19 protein-coding genes are annotated in these 23,049 nt (G+C 69.8%); 9 read left to right on the top strand and 10 right to left on the bottom strand.

Annotation, left to right across the window (positions count from 1 at the left end):
- Positions 1-140 precede the first annotated feature (140 nt).
- Both O0S08_RS33385 and O0S08_RS33380 read right to left on the bottom strand, forming a co-directional pair.
- Positions 141-884, bottom strand: coding sequence for an SMI1/KNR4 family protein (locus tag O0S08_RS33385; protein WP_269033470.1), 744 nt, complete (start codon positions 882-884; stop codon positions 141-143).
- On the bottom strand, positions 866-1,996 hold the full coding sequence (locus tag O0S08_RS33380) for a PAAR-like domain-containing protein (RefSeq protein ID WP_269033469.1): 1,131 nt from the start codon (positions 1,994-1,996) through the stop codon (positions 866-868). The genes O0S08_RS33385 and O0S08_RS33380 overlap by 19 nt, the downstream gene beginning before the upstream one ends.
- Positions 1,997-2,355: 359 nt before the next feature.
- Between O0S08_RS33380 and O0S08_RS33375 the strand changes: the two genes are divergently transcribed.
- A complete protein-coding gene (locus O0S08_RS33375; protein WP_269033468.1) occupies positions 2,356-3,372 on the top strand; it encodes a WD40/YVTN/BNR-like repeat-containing protein in 1,017 nt (338 codons plus the stop codon).
- Positions 3,373-3,526: 154 nt separating this feature from the next.
- Here O0S08_RS33375 and O0S08_RS33370 read toward each other — a convergent pair whose 3' ends face one another.
- From O0S08_RS33370 to O0S08_RS33360, 3 genes are all read right to left on the bottom strand, one after another.
- Positions 3,527-4,738, bottom strand: coding sequence for a lanthionine synthetase C family protein (locus tag O0S08_RS33370; protein WP_269033467.1), 1,212 nt, complete (start codon positions 4,736-4,738; stop codon positions 3,527-3,529).
- Positions 4,739-4,898: 160 nt separating this feature from the next.
- Positions 4,899-5,873: a Na/Pi cotransporter family protein gene (locus tag O0S08_RS33365; RefSeq protein WP_269033466.1), complete on the bottom strand. Its 975-nt coding sequence runs from the start codon at positions 5,871-5,873 to the stop codon at positions 4,899-4,901.
- A 174-nt stretch (positions 5,874-6,047) separates the two neighbouring features.
- The gene (locus tag O0S08_RS33360; protein ID WP_269033465.1) at positions 6,048-6,710 is read right to left on the bottom strand and encodes a hypothetical protein; all 663 of its coding nucleotides are present in this window, start codon (positions 6,708-6,710) and stop codon (positions 6,048-6,050) included.
- On the opposite strand from O0S08_RS33360, the gene O0S08_RS33355 reads away from it, so the two are divergent.
- From O0S08_RS33355 to O0S08_RS33340, 4 genes are all read left to right on the top strand, one after another.
- Positions 6,709-7,656, top strand: coding sequence for a LysR family transcriptional regulator (locus O0S08_RS33355; RefSeq protein WP_269033464.1), 948 nt, complete (start codon positions 6,709-6,711; stop codon positions 7,654-7,656). The genes O0S08_RS33360 and O0S08_RS33355 overlap by 2 nt on opposite strands.
- A 518-nt stretch (positions 7,657-8,174) precedes the next feature.
- Positions 8,175-9,617, top strand: coding sequence for a hypothetical protein (locus O0S08_RS33350; RefSeq protein ID WP_269033463.1), 1,443 nt, complete (start codon positions 8,175-8,177; stop codon positions 9,615-9,617).
- 53 nt (positions 9,618-9,670) lie between these two features.
- Positions 9,671-11,068, top strand: coding sequence for a DUF2403 domain-containing lipoprotein (locus O0S08_RS33345; protein ID WP_371879507.1), 1,398 nt, complete (start codon positions 9,671-9,673; stop codon positions 11,066-11,068).
- Positions 11,069-11,135: 67 nt separating this feature from the next.
- Complete coding sequence (locus tag O0S08_RS33340; RefSeq protein WP_269033462.1) at positions 11,136-11,888, top strand: hypothetical protein; 753 nt, start codon at positions 11,136-11,138, stop codon at positions 11,886-11,888.
- Positions 11,889-12,000: 112 nt separating this feature from the next.
- On the opposite strand, the gene O0S08_RS33335 is transcribed toward O0S08_RS33340, so the two are convergent.
- On the bottom strand, positions 12,001-12,885 hold the full coding sequence (locus O0S08_RS33335; RefSeq protein WP_269033461.1) for an STAS domain-containing protein: 885 nt from the start codon (positions 12,883-12,885) through the stop codon (positions 12,001-12,003).
- Between the two features lie 486 nt (positions 12,886-13,371).
- On the opposite strand from O0S08_RS33335, the gene O0S08_RS33330 reads away from it, so the two are divergent.
- Complete coding sequence (locus O0S08_RS33330; RefSeq protein WP_308477874.1) at positions 13,372-14,439, top strand: DUF4150 domain-containing protein; 1,068 nt, start codon at positions 13,372-13,374, stop codon at positions 14,437-14,439.
- On the top strand, positions 14,436-15,185 hold the full coding sequence (locus O0S08_RS33325) for an SMI1/KNR4 family protein (RefSeq protein ID WP_269033459.1): 750 nt from the start codon (positions 14,436-14,438) through the stop codon (positions 15,183-15,185). The genes O0S08_RS33330 and O0S08_RS33325 overlap by 4 nt, the downstream gene beginning before the upstream one ends.
- A gap of 10 nt (positions 15,186-15,195) precedes the next feature.
- Here O0S08_RS33325 and O0S08_RS33320 read toward each other — a convergent pair whose 3' ends face one another.
- From O0S08_RS33320 to O0S08_RS33310, 3 genes are all read right to left on the bottom strand, one after another.
- Complete coding sequence (locus tag O0S08_RS33320; protein ID WP_269033458.1) at positions 15,196-15,999, bottom strand: hypothetical protein; 804 nt, start codon at positions 15,997-15,999, stop codon at positions 15,196-15,198.
- Positions 16,000-16,208: 209 nt separating this feature from the next.
- On the bottom strand, positions 16,209-17,240 hold the full coding sequence (locus O0S08_RS33315) for a DUF2169 family type VI secretion system accessory protein (protein WP_269033457.1): 1,032 nt from the start codon (positions 17,238-17,240) through the stop codon (positions 16,209-16,211).
- A 148-nt stretch (positions 17,241-17,388) separates the two neighbouring features.
- Positions 17,389-17,766: an MAPEG family protein gene (locus tag O0S08_RS33310; protein ID WP_269033456.1), complete on the bottom strand. Its 378-nt coding sequence runs from the start codon at positions 17,764-17,766 to the stop codon at positions 17,389-17,391.
- 90 nt (positions 17,767-17,856) lie between these two features.
- Between O0S08_RS33310 and O0S08_RS33305 the strand changes: the two genes are divergently transcribed.
- Positions 17,857-19,365, top strand: a complete 1,509-nt coding sequence (locus O0S08_RS33305; protein WP_269033455.1) for an aldehyde dehydrogenase family protein — start codon at positions 17,857-17,859, stop codon at positions 19,363-19,365.
- Positions 19,366-19,420: 55 nt separating this feature from the next.
- Here O0S08_RS33305 and O0S08_RS33300 read toward each other — a convergent pair whose 3' ends face one another.
- Entirely contained in the window at positions 19,421-21,343 is a 1,923-nt protein-coding gene (locus O0S08_RS33300) for an FG-GAP repeat domain-containing protein (RefSeq protein ID WP_269033454.1), read from the bottom strand.
- 250 nt (positions 21,344-21,593) lie between these two features.
- Here O0S08_RS33300 and O0S08_RS33295 point away from each other — a divergent pair, with 250 nt between their 5' ends.
- Positions 21,594-22,913, top strand: a complete 1,320-nt coding sequence (locus O0S08_RS33295; protein ID WP_269033453.1) for an SMP-30/gluconolactonase/LRE family protein — start codon at positions 21,594-21,596, stop codon at positions 22,911-22,913.
- Positions 22,914-23,049: the final 136 nt, after the last annotated feature.

The following is a 23,049-nucleotide window of genomic DNA, read 5'->3' as shown; positions in this document are numbered from 1 at the left end:
GGCCGGGGTGCGGTCATGGGATGCTGGACCGGGCAGAGCCGTGCCTTGGCCCAGTCGGAGTTCTGGTCGCCACTGGCCTCGGCGGGCTTTTCGCTATCTCCCGCCTCTGGCAGAGCTTGTTGGCCGAGGCGAGGGCGGCGCTAGCCGTTCCATTCCTTGATCTCGACTTCGAGGGACGTCTCGGCGGCGATCTCTCCGAGCACGCGACGGAGGTACCCGACATCTTTGCCGCCGAGCTGAAACGGCTGGATCCGCGGCGGATCGTCGATGGACGAGGAGGTGACCAGGCTCGCGCGATCGCCCTCGTAGATCCCGCAATACGGGCCGGTCGGGATCGGCGTGGTGAAGCCGAGGCTGTCGAGCACGAGATCCAGCTGCTCCCGGACGTCGCCGCTCGTATCCGAGAAGATTCCGCGGCAGCGATTCGGCTGCACCTTGACTCGCAGCTGGAGGAACCGACCCCAGGCGATCATTTCGCGGAGCGTTTCGAAGTGATTGTACAGCTCCTGTCTGCCGGCATCCATGAGGACGACGCGCGCGTCGTCACGGACTGGGTGCTCGAAGTCATAGAAGATGTGAAGCGGCACCATCTCGTCCGACTCGTGCGCGATCATGAGGAAGCGGCTGTCGGGCGTGGTGAACCGTGCCGCGTAGCACGAGAGGAGCTTGGGCGCGGAGAAGTCCAGGGTCGCGTAGGAGATGGCGCCCATGCTGCGCCCCATCCGCAGGAGAAACCAGCGATAGAAGCGGGGCAAGGGTCGACCTGCGAACTTCGTGAGCTGCTCGATCTCCTGCTCGGTCGCCCCTTGCCACTGTGCCGGGAGGTCGGGGACGAGGCGGAGCAACAGCTCCTCCATCTCAGGTTCTAGGTCTTGTGTTCGCACGCCGTCTGTCCTCGGTCACAGATGAGAAAAGGTACTAGAAGCTCACAGGTCCTGCAAGGCGGCACGGACGAGCCGTGTTTGAAGAAATCCGCCGACTTCACCCGCTCCCCGGTCGACTTGTCGATGTAAGCATAGGCGATCTTCGAGGAGGTCGCAGTGCCCGCGCTGCTGAAGTATTGTTCGGTCATGGCATTGGGGATGGCGCCGTCGTCGAGGAGGAGCAAGAGGGCTTTCTGCGCCGCGCACGACCCTGGCGGATAGGCCGCGGGCGCATTCTCGTCGGTCTTGCGCGACGACTGGAAGTCCTTGTGACGCTCCGCTGCGTCCTGCCAGGCGCGGTTGAATTCGTCGGCTCTTCCGAGGGCTTGCATGTGGGCGGAGATTGCGTCCTTCCGCTGCTTGTTGTCCATCGCTCTCTGGGCATGCTTCATTCCGGCGGCTTTGGCGGCGTCCGTGAAGATGGTCGTCGTGATGCTGGATTTCTCCGCGTACCGGGTCTTGCACTTGCACTCGACGACGCCGAGCATGGTCGTGTCCGACGCGGCATTTTTCGCCAATTGCTGCTTGTACTTGCCTGCCAGCACTTGAGCGTCCGTTTTTGTAGCCTTCGTCTCGCGAAAGTCCTTGTGACGCTTCTTGCAGATGACACAGTCGCCTGACTCGACCGCGATCAGCATGCCGCTCGCCTGGATGAGCCCCATCAACGTGGCGGAGTTCGGTGGACTGCCGCTCGGACCGCAGTTGTTGAGCATCGGGTCGCTCAGGAGGTGGACGTTCTTGCCCTCGAACTTGACGTCCAGGGAGCCGGGGCCGACGAACTTGGTCGGACCGTGGGTGTTGGCGGAGACCAAGCCGCCGCCGGTGCCCTTGCTCGCCATGTCGCCGATCGACTTGAAGGTCGAGCCCCTGATCGCTACCTTCTTGCCGGCGATGGTGACGGTCTTCGAGAAGCCGGACGGCGATTCGCCGCTCTTGCCGATGTTCGGCAGGGGGGTCGGTACGAACGGGGCGGGCGGTCCGGGCATCTTGCAGACATTCGGCACGGTGGCTGCGGCGACGCCGTTGCTGCCGGTGGTGACTGGAGTTTTCGGCGGGTTGACGGTTACGTTCATGTCGTCTGCTCGTGACCAGTACGGGGCTGGGGGTCGTCGAGCGTCGCTCCGTCCGCACACGACCTGAGTCAGCGTTGAGGCTGCCATGTTTCTCGCACCGCACGGAGGCTGGGCCACAAAGGTCACCCCTGCGCAGCTCCGCGCTCGTGGCAAAGCCGGTGGATCGCGCAGGCCTCGCTCCTTGCCGAGCTCGAGTTCGGGGGCGCGCGTTCGGGGCAGGCTGGGCTGTCCGCGCTGCGCCGGTGAAGTTTTTCATGGCCTCGCCAATTGCGATCGGGCCGGCGGTTACTCCACCTTCACCCTCGCGCCGGCGGCCTGCTGCGGGCGCGCGGCCTGGCTTCACACCCGAGGCTCGAACGATGCCACGCTGTCCCAAGTCCCCGCGCTGCGCGAGCGCCCGTCCTCGCGTCGTCTTCCGCTTCGCCGGCTCGCTCGCGCTGGCCGCGGTGGTCGGCGCGGCGCTGCCCGGCGCGACCGCCTGCACGCCTTGCGACCTCTACTACAGGCCGATCGAGTGGCGCGAGGAGGAGAGCCCGGTCGAGGTCGACCTGTTCGCGGTCGCGGCGGCGACGGACGTCGTGGTCGCCGTCGGCGAGGGCGGGGCGATCGTCCGGCAGGCGGGAGGAGCGGTCTGGACGGCGCAAGCGAGCGAGACCGACGCGTCGCTGCGCGGGGTCGATTTCGCCGGCGACGAGGTGGTCGTGGCGGTGGGCGACGGCGGCGTGGTGGTGCGCTCGGCGGACGCGGGCGCGACGTGGGCAGTGATCGACGCCGGCGTCGCGGTCGACCTCGCCGGCGTGCGCTGCGACGCGGGCACGTGCGTGGCGGTGGGCGACGAGACCCTGCTCGTCAGCACCGACGCGGGCGCGAGCTGGGCGCCGCCGGCGAGCGCGCCGGTCGAGCTCGGCGCGCTGCGGGCCGTCGAGGTCGATCGACGCGCGTCCGCGCCGTTCGTCGCCGCCGGCCTCGAGGGCGCGGTCCTGGTCAGCGACGACGGACAGACCTGGACCGCAGTGCCCGGGGCGAGCGCGGACTTCCACGCGATCGCCCGCAGCAGCAGCGACTGGGCGCTCGGCGGCGCCGACGGGGCCCTGTTCGTATTGGTGAACGGGGTGTTCGTCGACAAGTCGCAGTTCGACCCGCCGACGATCACCGGCATGACCCGCGAGGTCGAATGGCTGGTGCGCGCCGACGGCGTCCTCATCGGCGGCGAGCCGGCCTGGGTCGAGCAGAGCGTGCGCACCGAGGAGGTCCTGCCGGCGATGCACGCGGTCGTCGCCGTCGGCGAGGAGGCGGTGGTGGTCGGCGCCGGCGGCCTCGTCGGTCGCGCCAAGATCTCCGACGAGCGCGAGTGCGACCGGCGCTTTCAAGGCTGATGGATGTTCTTTGAATATGTCCGTTTAGACATGTCCTATTGATTGTATATATACACGATTCGTCGCGGTCGGGGAGGGCGGGGAATGTCGGCAGGGCGCCGGCGAGCGCCGAGGTCCTCCGCTGCAGCCGCAGGCGTTGCAGCGGGGTTCCTCGTCATTCGAAGCTGTCGAGCGTGGGCAGGTCGGACTTCTCGGTCAGGCAATGCCACACGTACACCGCGACCCCCGGGTCGCCGGTCCACAGGGTGTAGCGGCCGCGGCCGTGGTCCTGGCGCATGCGCTCGCTCTGGCGAATGGCGTGCATCGCGAACGCACGGGCGCGCGCCAGCCATTGCGGGTCGCCGGTCCGCTGATACAGCTTGAGGAACGCGTAGCCGTTGCCGGCTGTGCCGTGACAGAGGCCGGCCCCCTTGGTGAGCGGCCCGGCCTGCCAGACCGCCCGGCCGGCGGCGAGCAAGAGGTCGTCCATTTCATCGGACCCGCCGGCCGGGAATTCGCCGAGTGCGGTGACGATGCCCGGAGCGCCGTGACACCATTGGACGAGGAGCTTCTCGCGGGCGGGGCGCGGCGGGCCGACGTGCGGCGGCCAGTTGACCGCGTCGCCCTCGCGCAGGGCGGTGACCCGCAGCGCCTCGACGCAGCGCGCATGGAGCTGCTCGCGCCGCTCGGCCGACAGCAGTGATTGGCCGCGCAGCAGCGCGGACGCGTTGCCGGCGAAGCCGTGCCCGGCGCCGAGGTACTGCACGACGGCGCCGTAGAGGTCCTGCGTCCACAAGTGACAGGCCGCGTGCGGGCTCGGCGACCAGGTCCGCCACAGCTGTTCGACGTTGGCGAGGAACAGGTCGCGCCAGCGCGGCTCGCCGGTCCAGCGGAACATGTGCCACGCGCCCACCATCGTGCCCGGCGCGGCCCACAGCGCCTCGTTGGTGGGGTTGGGGATGTTGGCCTCGATGACCGCGAACAGCCGCTCGGCCGCGGCCGCCGAGCGCGTCATGCTCCACAGCACGAGGAGGATGCCGACCTCGCCGAGGTAGTACGAGGGCACGACCTCACCGACGTCGGGCCCGGCCAGGTAGGCGGCGTACACCCGCTCGATGTGATCCTCGGGCGCGAACGGCAGCGCCGCGGCGCCCTCGCGCCCGAGGTACGCCATGGCCCACAGCACGCCGGCCGCGCCGAGGTAGATCGACTTGTAGCCGCCGGCGATCGGCGGCCCGTCCTCGTCGAGCGGGTGCGTCGGCCACAAGTCGGTCGGGCTGAAGCTGGCGGCGAGATCGGCGACGATCGTTCGCACGGCCGCACGGGCTCGCGCGGGATCCCACGCCTCGTCGATCAACGGCTCGTGTCGCTCCGCCTCGAACAGCATGCCGCGATGCTAGCACGACGAAGCGGCCGGGAGGTGGCAGCGGCGGCTGGCGCGGCGGGCGGCGGTCGATCGCGGAGCCAGCCGGCGGGTCCTGCGGAACCGGCGATCCGAAGGTCGGCCGACACCGTGAGACCAGGTCGGAGTCGAGCCGCGCGTGGTGTTATGATTGGGGCGCTCCGCCGGCAGCGGGCTGTGGTTCGGCGCGCTCCGGGAGCGCCCAACGCAGCGCCGCTGTGGCCCGGGACAGGAGCGGCAGCACCAGCACGGCCGCGAGCGTATTGAACAGAGTATGCGCGTTGGCCAGCTGGCGACCGGGCCCTGCGGCGGGGCTGAGCGAGGTCGAGGCCGTGACGAGCCAATCGATGCAGAGCACGCCGAGCACGACGGAGACGACATTGAACCCCAGGTGGAAGACGGCCACGCGCAGCGCCGACCGGCTCCGGCCGAGAGTGGCGACCAGGGTGTCGGCGCAGGTGCCGATCTCCGCGCCGAGCATGACCGCGACGCCGGCCGGCAGCGACATGAGCCCGGCGAGGCACAGCTGGATCGCCACGCCGAGCGTGGCCGACGAGCTCTGGATGACGAGCGTGAAGAACCCGCCGGCGAGGATGCCGCGCGCCGGATCGGTCAGCGAGTCGAGCCAGGTGAGCACCGCAGGGGCCTCGCGCAGCGGCTCCACGGCGGCTTCGATCTGCTCGAGGCCGGTGAAGATCAGGCCGACGCCGATCGCCACGCGCAGACGCAGCGACGCCCGCTCCGAACGGGACAGCAGCTGGCCGATCACCCCGATGAGCAGCAGCACCGGCGCGAGCCGGCCGATGTCGAGGGCGATGACCTGGCTCGAGACTGTGGTCCCGATGTTGGCCCCGAGCACGATGCCCAGCGCGTTCTCGAAGTCGAGGGTCTTCGAGTCGACGAGCGCGATCAGCAGGACGATCACCGCCGACGACGAGTCGAGCAGGGCCGTGACCCACACGCCGGTCAGCAGCGCCAGCCACGGGGCCCGCGAGAGGCGGGCGAGCCAGCCGCGGACCCGCGCCGACTCGAGCGCGCGCAACGCCTGCGAGAGCTCCTCCAAACCCAGCAGGAACAGCGCCAGGGCCGCGACGAACTGCAGGGCGACGGTCGAGACCATGCAAGTTTCCATGGCACCCGATCACCGGATTGCACGACCGCGGAATGTCCGCAGCGCGAGCGGGCCGCTCGACGTCGGGGAGATCGTGCGAGCGTCCGGCAGGCGCCCCGCGCGGGGGTGGGGCTCCGTTCGCACCGCGAGCGGTCGTGCGCTTCAGGCCGCAGCGCTCGGCGCTCAGCGGCGGTGGTTGCCGACGGGGCTCAGCGCGGTCGGGCGCTTGGCGGCGGTGCACATGTCGTTGTCGGCCGGGCGGGCGCCGAAGAACAGGTCGTCGCCGTCGCGCTTGACGACGTCGAAGTCGGCGGGGCAGTCGGCGCCGGGGTACTGGCCGAACCCGGCGCAGCCGGTCTGCAGCACGTCCTGGGCGACGCCGGTGGCGAAGTCGGCGGCGCCGCAGCCATCGAGCGAATTGAGGTAGTCGCGCAGGCCGTCGACCTCGGGGCGGATCGTCTTGGTGCCGAAGGCGAAGCGGGCCTCCCACGCCCCCTCGACCGTGGTCGAGGGCCGCTCGAGCTCGTAGGGGCCCTCGATGTGCACGGTCACCAGCTTGGTGGCGCAGGCGTCGTCGGCGTGGGTGACGTAGTCGAGCTTCCACTCGGCGTCGTCGATGGCGAAGTCGAGCCGCAGGTACTGCGTCGAGCCGTCGGCCTGCGGGCTCGGCAGACAGTCGCTGACCCACCGACCGGCGATGTCGGGGGCGTTGTCGGGGGTCTCGGTGCCGTCCTCGGCGTCGCAGCCGTGGGCGCAGGCGAGGGCGAAGGCGGCGGTCAGCAGGGCGGGCGCGAGCAGCTTGGTGGTCGTCATGCCCGCGACTGTGCGCCCGGATCGTGGCATCATGAAGCTCATCGTCGTCATGACAGCCATGAACTTCATTCATACGTCGGGGATCGATCTGGGCCACCTGCGCGTGCTCGACGTGCTGCTGCGCACCCACAGCACGGTCCGGGCGGCGCGCGAGCTGGGCCTGACCCAGAGCGCGGTCAGCCACGCGCTGCGGCGGCTCCGCGAGGCGCTCGGCGACCCGCTGTTCGTCCGCGTCGGCCGCAAGCTGGCGCCGACCGAGCGCGTGCTGGCGCTGCGCGGCCCGCTGGCCGAGGCGCTGGCGGCCGTGGGGCGGGTGTTCCAGGCCGGCGAGGCGTTCACCCCGGCGACCTTGAAGGCCGGCTTCCGCATCATCGCCGCCGACTACGCCGAAATGGTGGTGCTACCGCGGCTGCTGGCGGCGCTGGCGAGCGAGGCCCCCGGGGTCGACCTGGTGACGATGGTGGTCGGCGACGCGGTCGAGGACGTGGTCCAGCGCGGCGAGGCCGACCTCGCCATCGGGGCCTCGTTCGCCGAGCGCGGCGGGCTGATGCTGCGCCCGCTGTTCCGCGACCCGTTCGTGGTGGCGATCGCCGCCGAGCACGCGCCGGGCCGCCTGACTCTCGAGCGCTATCTGGCGGCGCGGCACGTGCTGGTGGCCCCGCGCGCGCTGCCGGGCGGGGTGGTCGACAACCGCCTGGCGAGCCTCGGCCGCACGCGCCGGGTGGTGCTGCGCACGCCGTGCTTCCAGACGGCCCTGGCGATCGCGGCCCGCACGGACCTGCTGGTGACCGCCCCGCGCAGCCTCGTCGTCGAGTACGCCCGCCACGCGCCGCTGGTGATGTTCCCGCCGCCGCTCGAGCTGCCCGAGGTCCGCTTCGGGGCCCTGTTCTCGGCGTCGCGCCAGGACGACGTGGCCCACAAGTGGCTGCGCGAACGCGTGGCTGCGCTGTTCGCCGCCAAGCCGCAGCGCAAGCGATGAGCGGAGTTCATCGCCGCGAGGCGAGCGCGGCGTCGGGTGACGTGCGCGGCGCCGCGGCTCGCACGAGCGATGAGCACGCTTCATCGAACCGCGCCGAGGCCGTCGCTCCGATCATGCGACCGCCTGCTGCGAAAGCAGGCTCTCGGGGCCCGGCGCAGATCGTGGCAGATGCGGACGTCCTGCAGGCCGACACCGACGGCCTGGAACCCCCATCTCCAGCGGTTCGCGAGCGGCCTCGTGGCACCAACGCGACACCGCCGCGAACATGCGTGAACTCGACGGCCTTGTCGGCACTCGATCTCGGCTGACCAGAGTTCAATGAGCGACTCGTCGCGCACTCGAGTCGCCATCATGGTTCGGAGCATGCGAAGTCTCATCCGCAAGCGCCCGAGCTTCTGCCCACCTCTCACCTCGGAGTCCCCACTTCGAACTCTGTGAGCGCACCTGCTTCACAGGCCTCCCCTGAGCGCTCGTTTTTCTGCCTTTCGCCGCGCCTCGTCGTGAGATAGGATTCAGGAATGAACACGGTCAAGGTCGGGGCTCTGTGGGTGTCGGCGGTGCTGGCTGCGTGCGCGAGTAATGGTGGGGAGAGTGGTAGCGACAGTGCGGACGACAGCACCAGCGACAGCGCCGGCGACAGCGCCAGCGATGGTGCCAGCGATGGTCCCACCGAGGGCACTGGCAACAGCGCCGGCGACAGCGCCGACGACAGCGGCGCCGAGAGCGAAGGGGACGAAGGCCCGGATATGCGGCCGCCCGAGGACTGCGTCGTCGAGGGCGTCATCGACACCCCGTTCTCGAACACGTACAGGGTGATTCATCTCGCCGACACGACGTTCGACGGCAAGCCGTATCCGATCGTCTCGGCGATGCCCTGGACCTACACGCTGTCTGCGGTCCAGTGTGGCAAGAATTTCCCGGTGGAGGAGACCGACACTCACTACATCGTCGACAGCGACTTCGAGATCCCCTACCTCAAGGGGGTCACGGACGACATCGCGTGGACCCCGGGGGAGAAGAACAAGGGCTGGGCGATCGGCTCGAATGACGACCCCGCGGAGAAGATCGCGGAGAACGGCGGGATGCGGCCCTTCGTCTACCACGTCAACGCGGGCTACGAGTACGGCTACTCCACGTACAACCAGGATCCCCTCCCCAACGATCCGATCAACTTCACAGGCTTCCGGCCCACGTGGGTCGTGCACCCCGAGGGAGAGAGCTACAAGATGTTCTTCCTGATCCCGGAGGCCCCCGACTCGCAGGGCTTCGAATGGCCGCGCCACGGTCAGGGTTGGGAGCTCAACTTCGGGCTGTACGTCGATCCGGAGGGCAAGGTCTACGTGCCGAAGCCGGACAGGGCGACGGTCGCCAACCACGACGACGGCTGGGACGACTATCACGCCTGCGTGACGATCAACATGGCGAGCAAGCCGATCCCGACGACGCGCACGCAGTTCCCTGGCAACGAATCCTACTACGCGTCGGAGACCTTCTTGCCCGGGTACGCGACGGCCGGCGCGCCCGGACACAAGTACTGGGGCCATCAAGGTCGCCCGATGGAGGAGGTCGCGATGTGGGAGGACGACGGCGCGCCCGGCCTCAATTCGCCCGGCAACTTCCACAAGCCGTACTCGGGCGGGTGCGATACGGCGGGCTTCAACTTCGCCCACGCGGAGGGCTTCACCTGGCCGGAGCTGCGCGCGGCGAGGACGGCGATGGGCGACATCCCGACGCGCGAGCAATTGTACAAGATCACGCTCTACCGCTACCTGGGGCAGGAGGACAAGACGGAGCTGCTCGGGACGCTGTCGTACGAGCAGCAGGAAAACAAGGAGTGGATCCCCACGGGCGACGGCCCCGAAGTGCACTCGCTCAACGACAAGAACGGCCGCTGGATCGTCAACGGCCCTGTGTTCCAGGATCGAGGCGATCACGTGTTCGCGATCCTCGAGGACCTTTGAGCCGTCGACGACAGAGCGAGGTTGCAGTGAGCTACTCGAAACACGCAGCGCCCATGCTCGCAGTCGCGGCCGCGGCCTCGCTCGCGATCGCGTGCGGCTCGAACCCGGCGGCCACCGACGGACCTGCCACGAATGAACCTACTGGGGACGAACCGACTGGGGGCGGACCTACTGGGGATCAACCCACTGGAGATCAACCCACGGGGGATCAACCTCCTGGGGATGACGTCCCCATGGGAGATCCGGACACGGGCAACTGGGACGATCTCGACGGCAGCCACGCGCCGCCGCATCCGCCCGCGGAGCCGACGAACAACGGCGACCCCACGCGCGGGGGAACGCTGACGTTTACCAACATCGGCGCGCCCGGCTACTGGGGCCGCCGAATCGAGGCCGAACCGGGCGACCCGCGCTGCGACGTGCAGTCGGAGACGATCGACTTCGGCTGGGGGAGCGAGTTCTGCTGCCGCACCCGGCACGAGGTGACGTCCGACAAGCTCACGCCGTTCAACGAGCAGCTGCACATGGTGCTCGACGGGCCGCTGCGGGTGAAGATGTTGGCGGTGTATCAGCCGCTCGGCGCGACCGACGGGCCCTGGGCGATCCGCTCGTTCTGGGACCGTCGTACGCCGGATCAGCCGTACAACCTCCAGTTCTCGGGCCCGAACGGCGCGAAGGAGTTCGGCGGGGACCTCGGCAACAACTGCAGCTTCTTCGCCATGCAGGAGCGCGAATTCCCGTGCGGGCCGGGCAGTGATCCTTACTGCCCGGGGTCGGATCTCGATCACTACGGGTGGGCCGGCTCGAAGCTGGTCGTGCTGCTGGCATCGATGCCGTACGCCGACGAGCCCGAGATGAAGCCGCTCAGCTGTATCGCCGACGGAGAAGACGAGCGAGCGCAGGACGCCCCGTGGATCGGCGTCTCGCCCTCGGAGCTGAATCGCGACGGGTGGTCGGGCTACCACCCGTGTCACTGCTTCAACAACACGGACAACGGCCAGCTGGGCGACGGCTGCGGTCAGATCAACGTGTTCGAGGTGATCGCGGAGTCCTCCGGGCCTCAGTGGGGCAACCGCGACATCATCAGCACCGGCATTCGCTCGTATCAGGTCGGGTCGCTCGGCGGTGTGACGTGCGGGATCCAGTCGTGCGGCATCGAGCAATTCCCGACCGACGCCGACCTCGTCGATGTGAACAGCCTGACTGCGATGAATCAGGGGGCCGTCATCGACGCCGACGACCCGGCGATGAGCGCGGGTCCGGCGTGGCGCCGGGCCCAGGACGATCGCTTCTATCTGTTCTTGATGGACGAAGGATCGCGCACGGTGCAAGTGGCCGTGATCCACCCGGGCAACGTCCCCGCCGCCGCGCAGCAGATCGTCCCGGCGGTCCCCAACGTGATCTCGCGCGACGTGGTCGACGGCTTCCTGAACCTGCGTCTGCCGCAGTGAGACCGCCCGTGCGCCTGCGCTCCGGCGCGCGCTCGAACGACGCGCGTCCGTGAGGCATCATCGGGGCATGAGCACCGTGTCGCGGGGGAGATTGTGTCGCTTGTTGGTCGCGCTGATGTGCGCCTGCGGACCCGAGCCGGCGGGGCCCGGTTCGGACGGGGGGACGGAGGACGCGTCGGCGACGGCGAGCGGCGGATCGGGGTCGACCGCGACGACGAGCGGCGCATCGGGGTCGACTGCGGCGCCGACCACGGGCGAGCCGGAGCTTCCGTGCGTCGATCCGCAGCCGATCTTTCAGCGCGGGGGCGAGGTGCCGAGCGGGTTCGTGCGCTGCGCCAACGGGATCGTCCATCGCCTCGAGGTTGTCGCGTGCGCGGTCGAGGGGTTCGGCGATTGCATGTCGGGCAACGACGAGTGCCACTCCGACGTCGAATGCGACGACGCGCCGCACGGGACGTGTCATCAGGTCTCGTTCATCGGATGCGTGTGCAACTTCGGCTGCGGCAGCGACGCGGACTGCGCTGCGGGCGAGATCTGCGCGTGCCCCGGCGTCCTCGGCAAGAACCACAGCCAGTGCATCCCGGCGGGCTGCCTCGACAGCAGCGGCTGCGAGGCGGGGCTGTGCGCGCTGGCGGCCGGCGGTTCCACTCAATGCGGCGCCCTGGCGGTCGCCGAGGTCGCGTGCATCGACGCGAGCAGTCCGTGCCTCGTCCACGAGGACTGCCGGCATCTGCCGCAGAACCAGGACTGCGGTTCGTGCTGGCCGCAGGACGGAGCGTGGTCGTGCGGCACGCTCGAGGGCTGCGGGGTCAACTGTTAGTGGGGGCAGCTCGAACCGCTGCTGTCGCCGCGTGAGCGAGCTGGCGTGAAGGTGGCTCTTCACGCGAGCGATGAGCGCGACTCATCGAAGCGAGCCGAGGGCGTCGGTGCGTTCATGCGGCCGGGCGTTCCTGCAGGCAGGCCTTGAGGGCCTGGCGCAGGTCCTGGTAGACGCGGACGTTCTGCAGGCCGACGCCGAGGCCGACGAGCAGGCGGGCGACGTGGGCCTGGATCCCGACCAGCACGCCGGTGGCGCCGAGCAGGTTGACGGCGGCGACGAGCTGCAGCAGGTGGTCGCCGGTGCTGGCGTCGAACACTGCGACGCCGGTGAGGTCGAGGATCACGTGGCGGGCGCGGGTGCGGGTCACTGCCTCGAGCACCTGCTCGGTCATCCGGGTGGCGCGCTCGTGGTTGTAGTGGCCGAGCAGGGGCAGGGTCAGGATGCCGTCCCACACCTCGATCACCGGGGTCGACAGCGCCTCGATGGTGGCTCTCTGGCTCTCGATCTCGCGGTGGGCCGCCTCGAGCGAGTCGATCGTCGCCTGCTGCACGTCGATCTGCCTGCGCGCCGCGTCGATCTCGGCCCGCGCCTGCTGCAGCTCGGTGACGTCGCGCTGCAGGCCCATCACGTAGTAGGCGCTGCCGTCGGGCCGGCGCGCGAGCGGGAACAGGGTCGTCTCGAGCCAGAAGGAATCGCGGCTGAACGGGGTCTCGATCGCCTGCTGCTCGCCGATCCGCACCTCGGTGGCGGGCACGACCTGGGCGGCGCCGGCGAACGCGGCGCGATAGCCGGCCACCAGCGCTGGGCCGAGGATCAGCTCGTTGTGGCGCAAGTTGAAGTTGCCGACCGCGGCCGCTCGCGGGACGCCGGTCAGGCGCTCGCAGGCGCTGTTCATCGCCACGAGGAGGCCGTCGTCGCGGTAGACGAAGGCGATGTCCGGGATGTCGTCGAGGGCCTCGGTGATGCTGAGCGAGGGCAGCGGCGGATAGTCGGACATGCGGTGGCCAACCTTTCGAGCGAGGGGGAGCGCCGGCGATGGTACCGCGAATCGACGTGGTCGACCGCGACGCGAGGGCGCGCAGACGCGGGCCGAGGGGCGACCGGAAGCCGTTTGGAGAGGCCCGAGCAATTGCAGGTATCGCACCGCTGCGCACACGCGAGCGCGCTCGCGCTCACAGGTGGCCGAGCGAGAGCGCTCGTCATGCTCCAGATCGGCGAGGTGGGCCCAGGCGCCGGCCCAGCAGGTGCTGGAGGCGCTGGTGTATCTTTATCTTCGGCATCATCGGGATGAGCTCGGGCGGGAGCGAGCGCATGAACGCTCGCCAGAGCCGGCAACGCCCTGCGGTTGTTTGCAGCGGAGTTCGTGAGCACGGGCATTCAGCAGAGCATCGTGCCGACGCTCGGGGGTTCAGCGCCAATCCGGGGCTCTTCACGCAAAGTACCGCCGAGCGGAGCCCAGCTTGACGAAAGCGTCCTGTCCGATATGCTCGCCGCCATGCCTTCGGTATTCGCCAATGGCCGCTCGATCATCCATTCGGGAGATGGGCTGAAGCACGTGGCGGCCCCTCCGGACGTCTGCAAGACGCCCACGCCGGGCGGACCGGTTCCGCTACCGTACGTCAACGTGGCTTTCGACTCGGATCTGGCAGCAGGCACCAAGCAGGTCAAGATCGAGGGCAGTCCGGTAGCTCATTCACGCTCTCACCTCAGCACGAGCACCGGCGACGAACCGGGGACCGCCGGGGGCGGCATCATCTCTTCCAAGACCAAGGGCAAGATGAAGTGGGGGACGAGCAGCGCCGACGTCCGGGTGGAGGGTAAGGGCGTCGCACGGTTCATGGACATTACCCAGCACAACGGTAATTCGTACAATGACGCGTTCCAGGCGTTCGGCGGCTCCGGCTTCGCGTACGCCGACGATTTCCGGGGGCGCTGCGAGATCTGCGGGAAGGGCCCGCACCGGCACAGGGTGCTAGCGACCCCGTCGAGCATGACCCTGTGCAAAGACATCATCACCGCGCTGCACAAGGATCCGGGGGCGCAGAAGAAGCGATTCATGGTGGGGGTGATGATCTGCGGGCGGTGCGGGATGAGCTTCGGGAGCATGTCCGGCAAGACCTCCACGCTCTTCACGTCCGTGGCGAGCTCGATCGTCGACCAGGTCGTCGGCGGCGGGGCAGCGACTGCGCAGGACTTCATCAACTCGAACAAGACGAAGTTCGCCGACGACGTGAAAAGAGCGCGCGGCGTCAACACCGCCTGGCAGGCGATGGAGACCGCGGCAAGGAACAGCGGCCCCAACTCGGGGTACAACCACCCCGGCGCGTGCGCGGGAGCCAAACTGATCGCCAGAGCCGGCCACGTCCCCAAGGAGATGACCGAGATGATGTTCAGCCCTTCGGGATGGGAGCAGCGGTACAGGGTGATGTGGACGACCTGGCGCAGCACGACCGCGAAAGTGTTGTTCACGACCGGCGAGACGGTCCCGTCGTGCCACACGTGTCAGCGGCTGCTCTATCTGGCCAATTGCCCCGAGAGGACGTGTCCGTGACCGCCGTCGACGACATCGTCGCGTTCATCCGACAGCATGGCAGCGCGGACGCGGAGGCGTTCGTGGGGGTCTCGCCCGAGCAGATCGCCCGCTGCGAGGAGCTCTGCTCGGCCACGCTGCCGACGCTCTACCGGGAGTTCCTCGCGGCTATGGGCGGCGATTGTGGAGCGTTTCATCCGTTCGGGATCGGCCAGCTGTGCGACTTCGAGGCGCTCGTCCAGCGCCTCCCCGCCGCGAACTATCCGGGCGATCGCTACTTCAGAGTATCGTTCGAATCCAGCCCGGCGGCCATCACGTATTACGACATCTTCCTCGATCTCCGGCGCAGCGACGGCACCGACGCTCCGCTGGTGCGATTCGAGGATGACGAAGAGTTCTCCGCGGACGCCGTGCAGGAGGTCGGGTTCACCCTCGGGGAGGAACTGGCCCGCAGTGCCTTCGAACAATTCGAGGTGGTGCGCCGCCCGGCGAGCAAACGGCTGGCGATCTTCGCCGAGTCCGTCGCGGGGCTTGCGGCAGCTGCGCGACGGATTGCCGCGCAGCTGCGGGAACGCGGCCTCGCGGAGGCGCTGCCCGGCCTGCCGCGAATCGTCTGCCTCCATTCCGAGTCACTCAGCGTCCTGATCGAGCGCCGCGAGGCGCTGGGGCTTCTCCAGGTCGTCGTCGGAGCGAAGACTGCCCGGGCGGCGAGCGGGCTCGTCGAGGTGCTGCTTGCCGAGTACCCGGAAGCCCGGATGGTCGAGTGAGCGATCCGCCTCAATAGGCCCCGGACAGCACCGCGCCGCCGACGAGGCCGCCGTCGGAAGACGCATGGACGAGGGCCTTTCGTCCAGCGACGAGCGAGGACGCCCCCTGTACCAGACATACGGCCCCTGCAGCTGCGCCGACGTCGCCGAGGGCGTGGCTGACGAGCTCGTGGGCCAGTGGTTCGGGGAACAGACCGACGTTGCGCAGATAGGCGTGGGCGAACTCGCGGCCGAAGTAAGCTTCACTCGAAGTCCCGGTGACCACGGTGTCGACGCGGCCCTGGATCCTCGAGCGCAGGTCGCGGAACACCGTCGTCAGCCCCTCGGCCTCGCTGATGCGCTCGCTCGCTCGCACGAAGGGGAGCGGCTCGTGGGCCGTGGCGAGCGCGGCGAGCGAGGGGCCGCCGTAGCCGCGGCTCGACAGCAGTAGGAATGCGCCCGCCTCCCCGGGGATGATTCCGTCGAGTTGTGTGGGTCCGAGCAGGCGTTCGTGTTCGACGAGGGAATCGAGGGTCTCGGCGTCGACGAGCGAGTCGATCCCGCCGACCAGCGCGACCCGCTGAGCGCCGCTCGCCAGCAGAGCACACGCCTTCTCGAGCACGGTGAACACGCCGGCCCGGCCGGCCGCGACGCACCATTCCGGACGCAGCTGCAGGTGCACCGGGGCGCGCGTGCGGGTCCGGGCCTCCGCGAGGACCCGCAGTAACGCGTCCAGGTCGAGCGGACGACCGATCCCAGGCTCGGGGAGCGCGAGGAAACACGGCAGCGTGGATTCGCCGTCGAAGCCTGCTACGGCCTCGCGGATCGCGTGCAACGCGAGCGCGGCTGCTCGCTCGGTCCGTGAGCGGCCGGGGCCCAATCGTAGTAGCATTGAGACGCGAGCCGGCGCGCCTGGTCCGATGGAATCGTCGAGCTCGATGAACCGAACGATTCCCGCGCGAATGGCCGCGAGCGCGCTCCGCGAGCGCAGGCCGACAGGACAGGCCAGGCCAGAGCCGGCGATTCGGACCTGCGGGAGCCGCGTCATCGCGCAACATCCCCCGGATCGAGCTCTCGCACGACGACGGCGCGCACGGCCAACGGGTCGGCGACGATCGACGCGCGCCAGGTGATGCGCACGGTCTCGGTGTCCATGTCGAAGTGAACCGCGTCGAGTACCATGCACCTGTAGATCGACCGATCGGCCAGGGCGAAGCGTGCTCGCAGCTGTACGCGAGGAAGAAAGCAGACGTAGTCGCCGTGTGGCGACATCCCGACGATCCGGATCGGTTCGCCTCCGACGAGGTGTGGCGTCGCCAGCAATCCGGGGGGCGCGGCCGAGAAGAAGCGCTCGTCGACGTCCTTCGGCCACAGCGGCGCTCGCTTCTCCACCCAGTCTTGATCGTAAGTCCCGGCGTAATTGCGCCGCGGCCGCCAGTGGCGCGCGATGGGCCCGAAACCGGCCGGCCGTGGGCGATCGGCCGGCCGCATGAGCAGTGCCGCCGGATCTTCGAAGTTCGGCAACGGTCGATCGACCGCGTCGCGGTCGCTGTCGTGCAAGCCGCAGCCTGCCGGGTTGTACTCGGCGGCCATGGCGACTGAGGGAGACGGCCGCTCGGGTGAACCACCGAAGCACCGCCGATAGTCGAGCGGGAGCGACTCGAAGGCCGCCGGCGATGATGGGCGCACTCCGGCCGCCGTCCTGCTCCATACGCGGTCTCCGAACACGAGAGCACGCCTGTGGCAGGGGCCCACGCGGAGCTCGACGACGCTGCGAGTGACCCGTTCGCCGACGGGAGCATGGGCGCGTCCGTGCATCGTGATGTCCGTGCCCGGGCGCGAACAGGTGCTCTGGCCCTCGTGAAGCAGAACCATCGCCGCCGCTTCTCCGTCGTATTCGTCCGCCAGCCGGGCCTCGTGCTGCTCGCTGGCGAGCTGCAGCTCCGGAGCGGTAGCCTCGGGCGAGGGCAACGTGAAAACACCCGATACCACGAGCAGCGTCAACAATTCATCCTGTCGTGACATCGACGGGATGCAAATCGCTGCGAAGTCCGTGAGATTCTCGAGGACAGACATCGGACCTGGCAACGGGACCTGAGCGCCAGGGCAGGGTACATCGGCGCGCAGGGCTAACACAACTCCGCGTCCGCGCGCTCAGGCGCGCGTCGCTCGACGCGTTCCGGGCCCCAGGACGGCGAGGGCGCACACGCTCGCGCGCTCGCGCTCACAGGAGGTTGCGCAGCAGCGCAAGCGACAGCCACACCTCGAGCGCGATGGTCAGGGTGGCGCTGAGGCGGCGGAGATCGAAGGGACCGCGGAGCATCGACACGGCGTGGCCGACCCGGGCGGCCAGGAACAGGCCGCCGGCCCAGCGAATGGTGGCAGCGCAGCCGCCCGATTGTTCATAGAAGTACAGCAGGAGCACGAATGGCAGTACATGCTCGAGCGCGTTGGCGTGCGCGCGGATGGCGCGAGTCATGCGCTTGTCGCCGCCGTCGCCGTCGGCGATCCGCAGGCGCATGCGGGTGATGGAGGTGTTCACACCCAGCAGCGTGACGAGGAGGAGCAGGAGGACGGCGAAGACGGGCGTCTCGGTGACCATGGGGCCGAGGGTAGCAGCACCCGACGCGGCGCCGGCGAACGGCGTATCCGCGGAGACGCCTTCACGGGTAGACTCGCGGCCTCGACCGCCATGGACACTGCCACGATCCCCGCCGGCGCCGCGCGCTTCCTCGAACCCAAGGGCCACGTGATCGACGGCCGCGTGGTGCCGCCGACCCGCGGCGCGACGCTCCCCGTCGAGGACCCCGCGACCGGCGAGATCTTCGCTCAGATCCCCGACGGCGGCGCCGAGGACATCGACCGCGCGGTCCGGGCCGCGCGCGCGAGCTTCGTCGCAGGCACGTGGTCGCGCGCCGACCCGGCCCACCGCGGGCGCGTGCTGTGGGCGTTCGCGCGGGCGATCCGCGACGAGGCCGAGGCGCTCGCGTGGCTCGAGACGCGCGACAGCGGCAAGCCGATCGCCGAGGCCCGCGCCGACATCGCCGGCACCGCGGAGATCCTCGAGTACTACGCCGGCCTGGCGTCGCAGCTGTTCGGCCAGACCGCGCGCGTGCCGGGCAACAACTTCGCCACGGTGCTCCGCGAGCCGGCGGGGGTGGTCGGGCAGATCACGCCGTGGAACTTCCCGCTGTACGTCGGGGCGTGGAAGTTCGCGCCGGCCCTGTGCAGCGGCTGCAGCGTGGTGCTCAAGCCCAGCGAGCTGACGAGCTTGACGATGCTGGCCGCCGCCGAGCTGGCGCTGGCGGCCGGGGTGCCGCCGGGCGTGTTCAACGTCGTCTGCGGCGCCGGGCCCGGCGCGGGCGCGTCGCTGTCGAGCCACCCCGACGTCGACGTGCTGGCATTCACGGGCGGGACGGTGACGGGGCGCAAGGTGCTGCACGCGCGCGCCGATCTGCTGCGACCGACGCAGCTCGAGCTCGGCGGCAAGTCGCCCAACATCGTGTTCGACGACGCGGACCTCGAGCGCGCCAGCGCGGGCGCGGCGTTCGGAATTTTTTACAACCAGGGCGAGAACTGCAACGCGGGCAGCCGCCTGCTCGTGCAGGCCGGAATCTATGAGCGCTTCGTCGCCCGCCTGGTCGAGCGGGCGCGGGCGATCCGCGTGCTGCCGCCGCTCGACGAGCGCAGCCAGATGGGCGCGCTGATCTCGGCCGCGCACGCGCGCAAGGTCGCGGGCTACGTGGAGGTCGGGATCGCCGAAGGCGCGACGCAGCTGTGCGGCGGGCCGCCGCCGCCGGAGCAGCACTTCATGCGCGGGCACTGGTACCTGCCGACGGTGCTCGCGGAGGTGAAGCCGGAGCACCGCGTGTTCCAGGAGGAGATCTTCGGGCCGGTGGTGACGGTCACGAAGTTCACCGACGACGACGAGGCGATCGCGCTGGCCAACGCGACGGAGTTCGGGCTGGCGGCCGGCGCGTGGACGTCGAGCGTGCAACGAGCCCTGCGCTGCTCGCAGGAGCTGCAGTCGGGCTACGTGTGGATCAACAACTACAACCCGACGCCCGTCGAGGTGCCGTTCGGCGGGGTGAAGTCGTCCGGCTTCGGCCGCGACTGCGGGCCGCAGGCCGTCGATACCTACACCACGTGGAAGACCGTGCTGTGGGCGCTGGCGCCGTTCGACGACTGGTACAAGCAATGACCCGAGCGCGCCCGGCCGGCGCGCGCGCGGCGGGCCGGCCCACGCGCCGGTCGGCTCACCGCGGCGGGTTGCAGAACGGCGGCGAGATCGCGACCTCGTTGTTGTCGAGCTTGCACTCCTCCTCGCCGGCGACCGCGCGGACGGACAGGCCGTCGTAGCCCGCCGCGTCGATCATGAAGCCGATCGCGGTCGCGTACTGCCCGGGGTCGAGCACCTCGAGGAATGGCTGAGAGGCGAGCAGCGTCTCCTGGCCGCCCATGTCGCCGTACACCTCGATCGTCGCGCCGGCGCTCAGCGGCGAGGCGCCGGCGTTGCCGACGTTGACCCATAGCTGCAGCGCGGTGTCGCTGCACTGGTACTGGCAGATCGACGCCTCGAGGACGACGTCGGGCGCCGCGGTGCCGTCGGCCGGGGAGAGGTCGCCCGACCGGTAATTGTTGTAGAGCTCCCAGTTGGCCGCGGGCACCGCCGGGATGGTGCCGTCGTCGGCGACGTTGGTGATCGAATACGCGTACTGGTTCCAGATCTGTCGCCCCGGTCGCCACGACATCTGTTCGTCGCCGATCACCGAGATGCCGGTCGGCGCCGCCGGGTCGTAGAATTGATTGTTGCCGAACACGATCTCGATCTGGCCGTCGCCGTCGACGTCCGCGATCGCCGGCGATTCGATCTGCGTCGCGCTGCCGTGACCGGGGAACTCCATCTTGACCGCGCCGTCGGTCCCCGAGAACACCCACACCCGGTTCTCGTCGGCGTGGACGACGTCGGCGATCCCGTCGCCCTCGAAGTCGTAGACGACCGAGCCGGTCGCCGACTCGGTCTCGGAGATGACCGCCTGCCACATCAAGGTGCCGTCGGTGTCGAACACGACGTAGTACTCGCTGCCGGCGACGCCGGTCTCGGGCTCACCGTCGCCGTCGTAGTCCGCGATCGTCGGCGCGCCGCCGCCACCGCCGGGCACGGTGGCGGTCCACAGCACCGCGCCGGTGTTGTCCTGCAGGCGAACGGTGCCACCCGAGCTGACGACGATCTCCGGCACGCCGTCGCCGGTGAAGTCAGCGACGCCGGGGGAGCCGTCGCTCTCCATGTTGGTCCATTCGGCCTCCCCCATGCTGTTGTACGCCGCGTTGCCGACGACCAGCTCCTGCTCGCCGTCGCCGTCGATGTCGGCGGCCAGCGAGGTGCGGAAGCCGCTGCCGTACTCGCCGACGCCGCGCTCGCTGCCGTCGGCGTTGAGGATCACCGACCCTGCGAACACCTCCGGCGAGCCGTCGCCGTCGAAGTCGGCGATGCCCGGGCACGAGGCGCAATGCAGGTCGTAGGCGGCGCTGGTCCACTTCAGGGTCCCGTCGTGCTCGAACGCGCGGAGGCCCCCGGCGAGGTCCACCGCGACCAGCTCGACCAGGCCGTCGCCGTCGATGTCACCGGCCGCGATCCCCGAGTGGCCGCAGACCTCGTGGTCGCCGACGTTGAAGATCTCCTTGCTGCCGTCGCCCGACATGGCCCGAAGGACACCCGGCCCGTAGTGATCGCCGAACACGTAGGTGATGAAGGCGACGTCCGGGGTGGCGTCGCCGTCGAGCGAGACCACCACCGGCGACATCAAGATCTGGTCGGAGGTCGGGAACGAGGCCCAGCTGGGGTGGTTCCATTCGAGCACCGGGGTGAACGTGCCGACCTGCGGCTGGGCGGCGCAGGACGGGTCTGTCGGGCCGGCGAAGCCGGGCGGCGGGGTGTCGAGGCACGACGCGTCGGCGCCGGTCGAGCTGCTGCTGCTCGACGTGACGGTCGCGTCGGTCGACGCGACCGTCGCGCTGTCGGTCGCGGTGCCGGCGTCCGAGCCGGTGGGCACTTCAGTGGTGGTCGGCAGCGCGGTCGTGCCGCCAGGGCCGTCGGTCGCCGTGGTGGTCGCGGAGGTCGCCGAGGCCGAGTCGGCCCTGCCCCCGCTGTCCCCGCACGCGCTGCTTACAAAACACATCAGTCCGATCAGTCGGCCGTGCCGCATCATCGGCACACATGACCACGGCGCCTCCAGCGGGTCAATCCGGCGCGTGCGGAGCTCCTGCGCGATCTCGGGCCGAGGGCCGCTCGCAACCTCCGCGCGGTGCTCCAGCGCACACGAGCGAAGGTCGTCGCGAGCATGACTTCGAGTCGCGATAATTTTCGCGGGCCCTGCGTGCGCTGCATCGCGGTCGTGAGGCGGGGCGATTTCGAGTAACGTCGCACCAATGCGACGACTGCTGCTCCTCGCCGCCCTCGTGACCGCCTGTGGGCCCCGGAGCGCGCCGACCGAGCCGACCGTCGAGGGGCAGGCGACGATGCTGTCGGAGGCCGAGGTCGGCGGGATGACGGCGGCGTACGGCAAGCTCGGCGGGTCGCTCGGGCGCCAGGACTTCGCGGCGGGCCTGGCGGCGGTCGACGCCGCGGCGGCGATCAACGCCGGCGACGATTCTCTCGACTATCAGCGCGCGTCGCTGCTCGCGGCCGCGGGGCGCGGCGACGAGGCCCTGGCCGCGCTCGGCCGCCTCGACGCGGCGGGCAGCCTGCTGGTGCCGCAGGCCCATGATTTCGCCAAAATCGTCGGCCCCGAGCTCGAGCGCCTGGCCGCGGCCGCCCGCGCCCGCTTGCCGGCGTCGGCGAGCGTCCGCGCGTTCACTCTGGCCGACCGCGAGCTGATCCCCGAGGGCATCGCTCACGATCCGGCCACCGGCACTTTCTTCGTCGGCAGCATCCACAAGCGCAAGATCGTCGCGGTCGACCGCGGCGGGGCGGCGCGCGACCTCGCGGTCACCGACGCGACGAACGGCCTGTACAGCCCGCTCGGCATGAAGTTCGACGCGCGTCGCGGCTCGCTGTGGGTCGCCAGCGCGGCGACGCCGAGCATGCAGGGCTACGTCGAGGCCGAGCACCGCGGGCGGGCGGCCTTGCACGAGATCGATCCGTCGAGCGGCCAGTCGCGGGCCCGTTACCCGCGCGAATCGCCGGGGCCGCACCTGCTCAACGATCTGGTGATCGCGCCGGACGGGGCGCTGTATGTCACCGACAGCGAGGCGGGCGAGGTGCTCACATTGCGGCCGGGGCCGGGGGCGCAATTCGAGTCGGTCGTGTCCGCCGGCGAATTCGGCTACCCCAACGGGATCGCGCTGTCCGACGACGGGAGCGTGCTGTTCGTGGCCGACTTCGTGCGCGGGGTGACGGCGATCCCGCTGGCGACCCGCCGGCTCCACACGCTGCCGCACCCGCGCGGGGCGGCCACGCACGGCTTCGACGGGCTGTACTTCCACCGCGGGGCGCTGGTCGGCGTCGACAACGGGGCGGGCGGCGGGCGGATCGTGCGGCTCGCGCTGGCGCCCGAGCTCGATCGCATCGTCCGCGTCGAGGTGCTCGAGGCGGGCCACCCCGACTTCCTCATCCCCACGACCGGGGTGCTGGACGGCGATTCGCTGGTCTACGTCGCCAACTCGCAATTGCGCAGTTTTTCTGAGAACGGGCAGATCTTCCCGCCCGAGCGGCTGTTCCCGGTGCAGGTGCTGCGATTGTCGCTGTGATGAATGTTCTGTGGCGAGCCGGGCGCGAGGAGTGCGTTGAAGCGTTGATCGGTCGCGCAGCGGCCGGGAGCGATCGCGCGTGGCGCTGTCGGCCGCGTCCATGGCACGCGGGTCGACATCGGCGGCGCGCGAGCGT

Origin of the sequence: Nannocystis punicea (assembly GCF_026965555.1) — a bacterium.
Taxonomy (GTDB): Bacteria; Myxococcota_A; Polyangia; order Nannocystales; family Nannocystaceae; genus Nannocystis; species Nannocystis punicea.
Note: the sequence above shows the minus strand (reverse complement) of the source record. Positions and strands in the feature narration are given on the sequence as shown.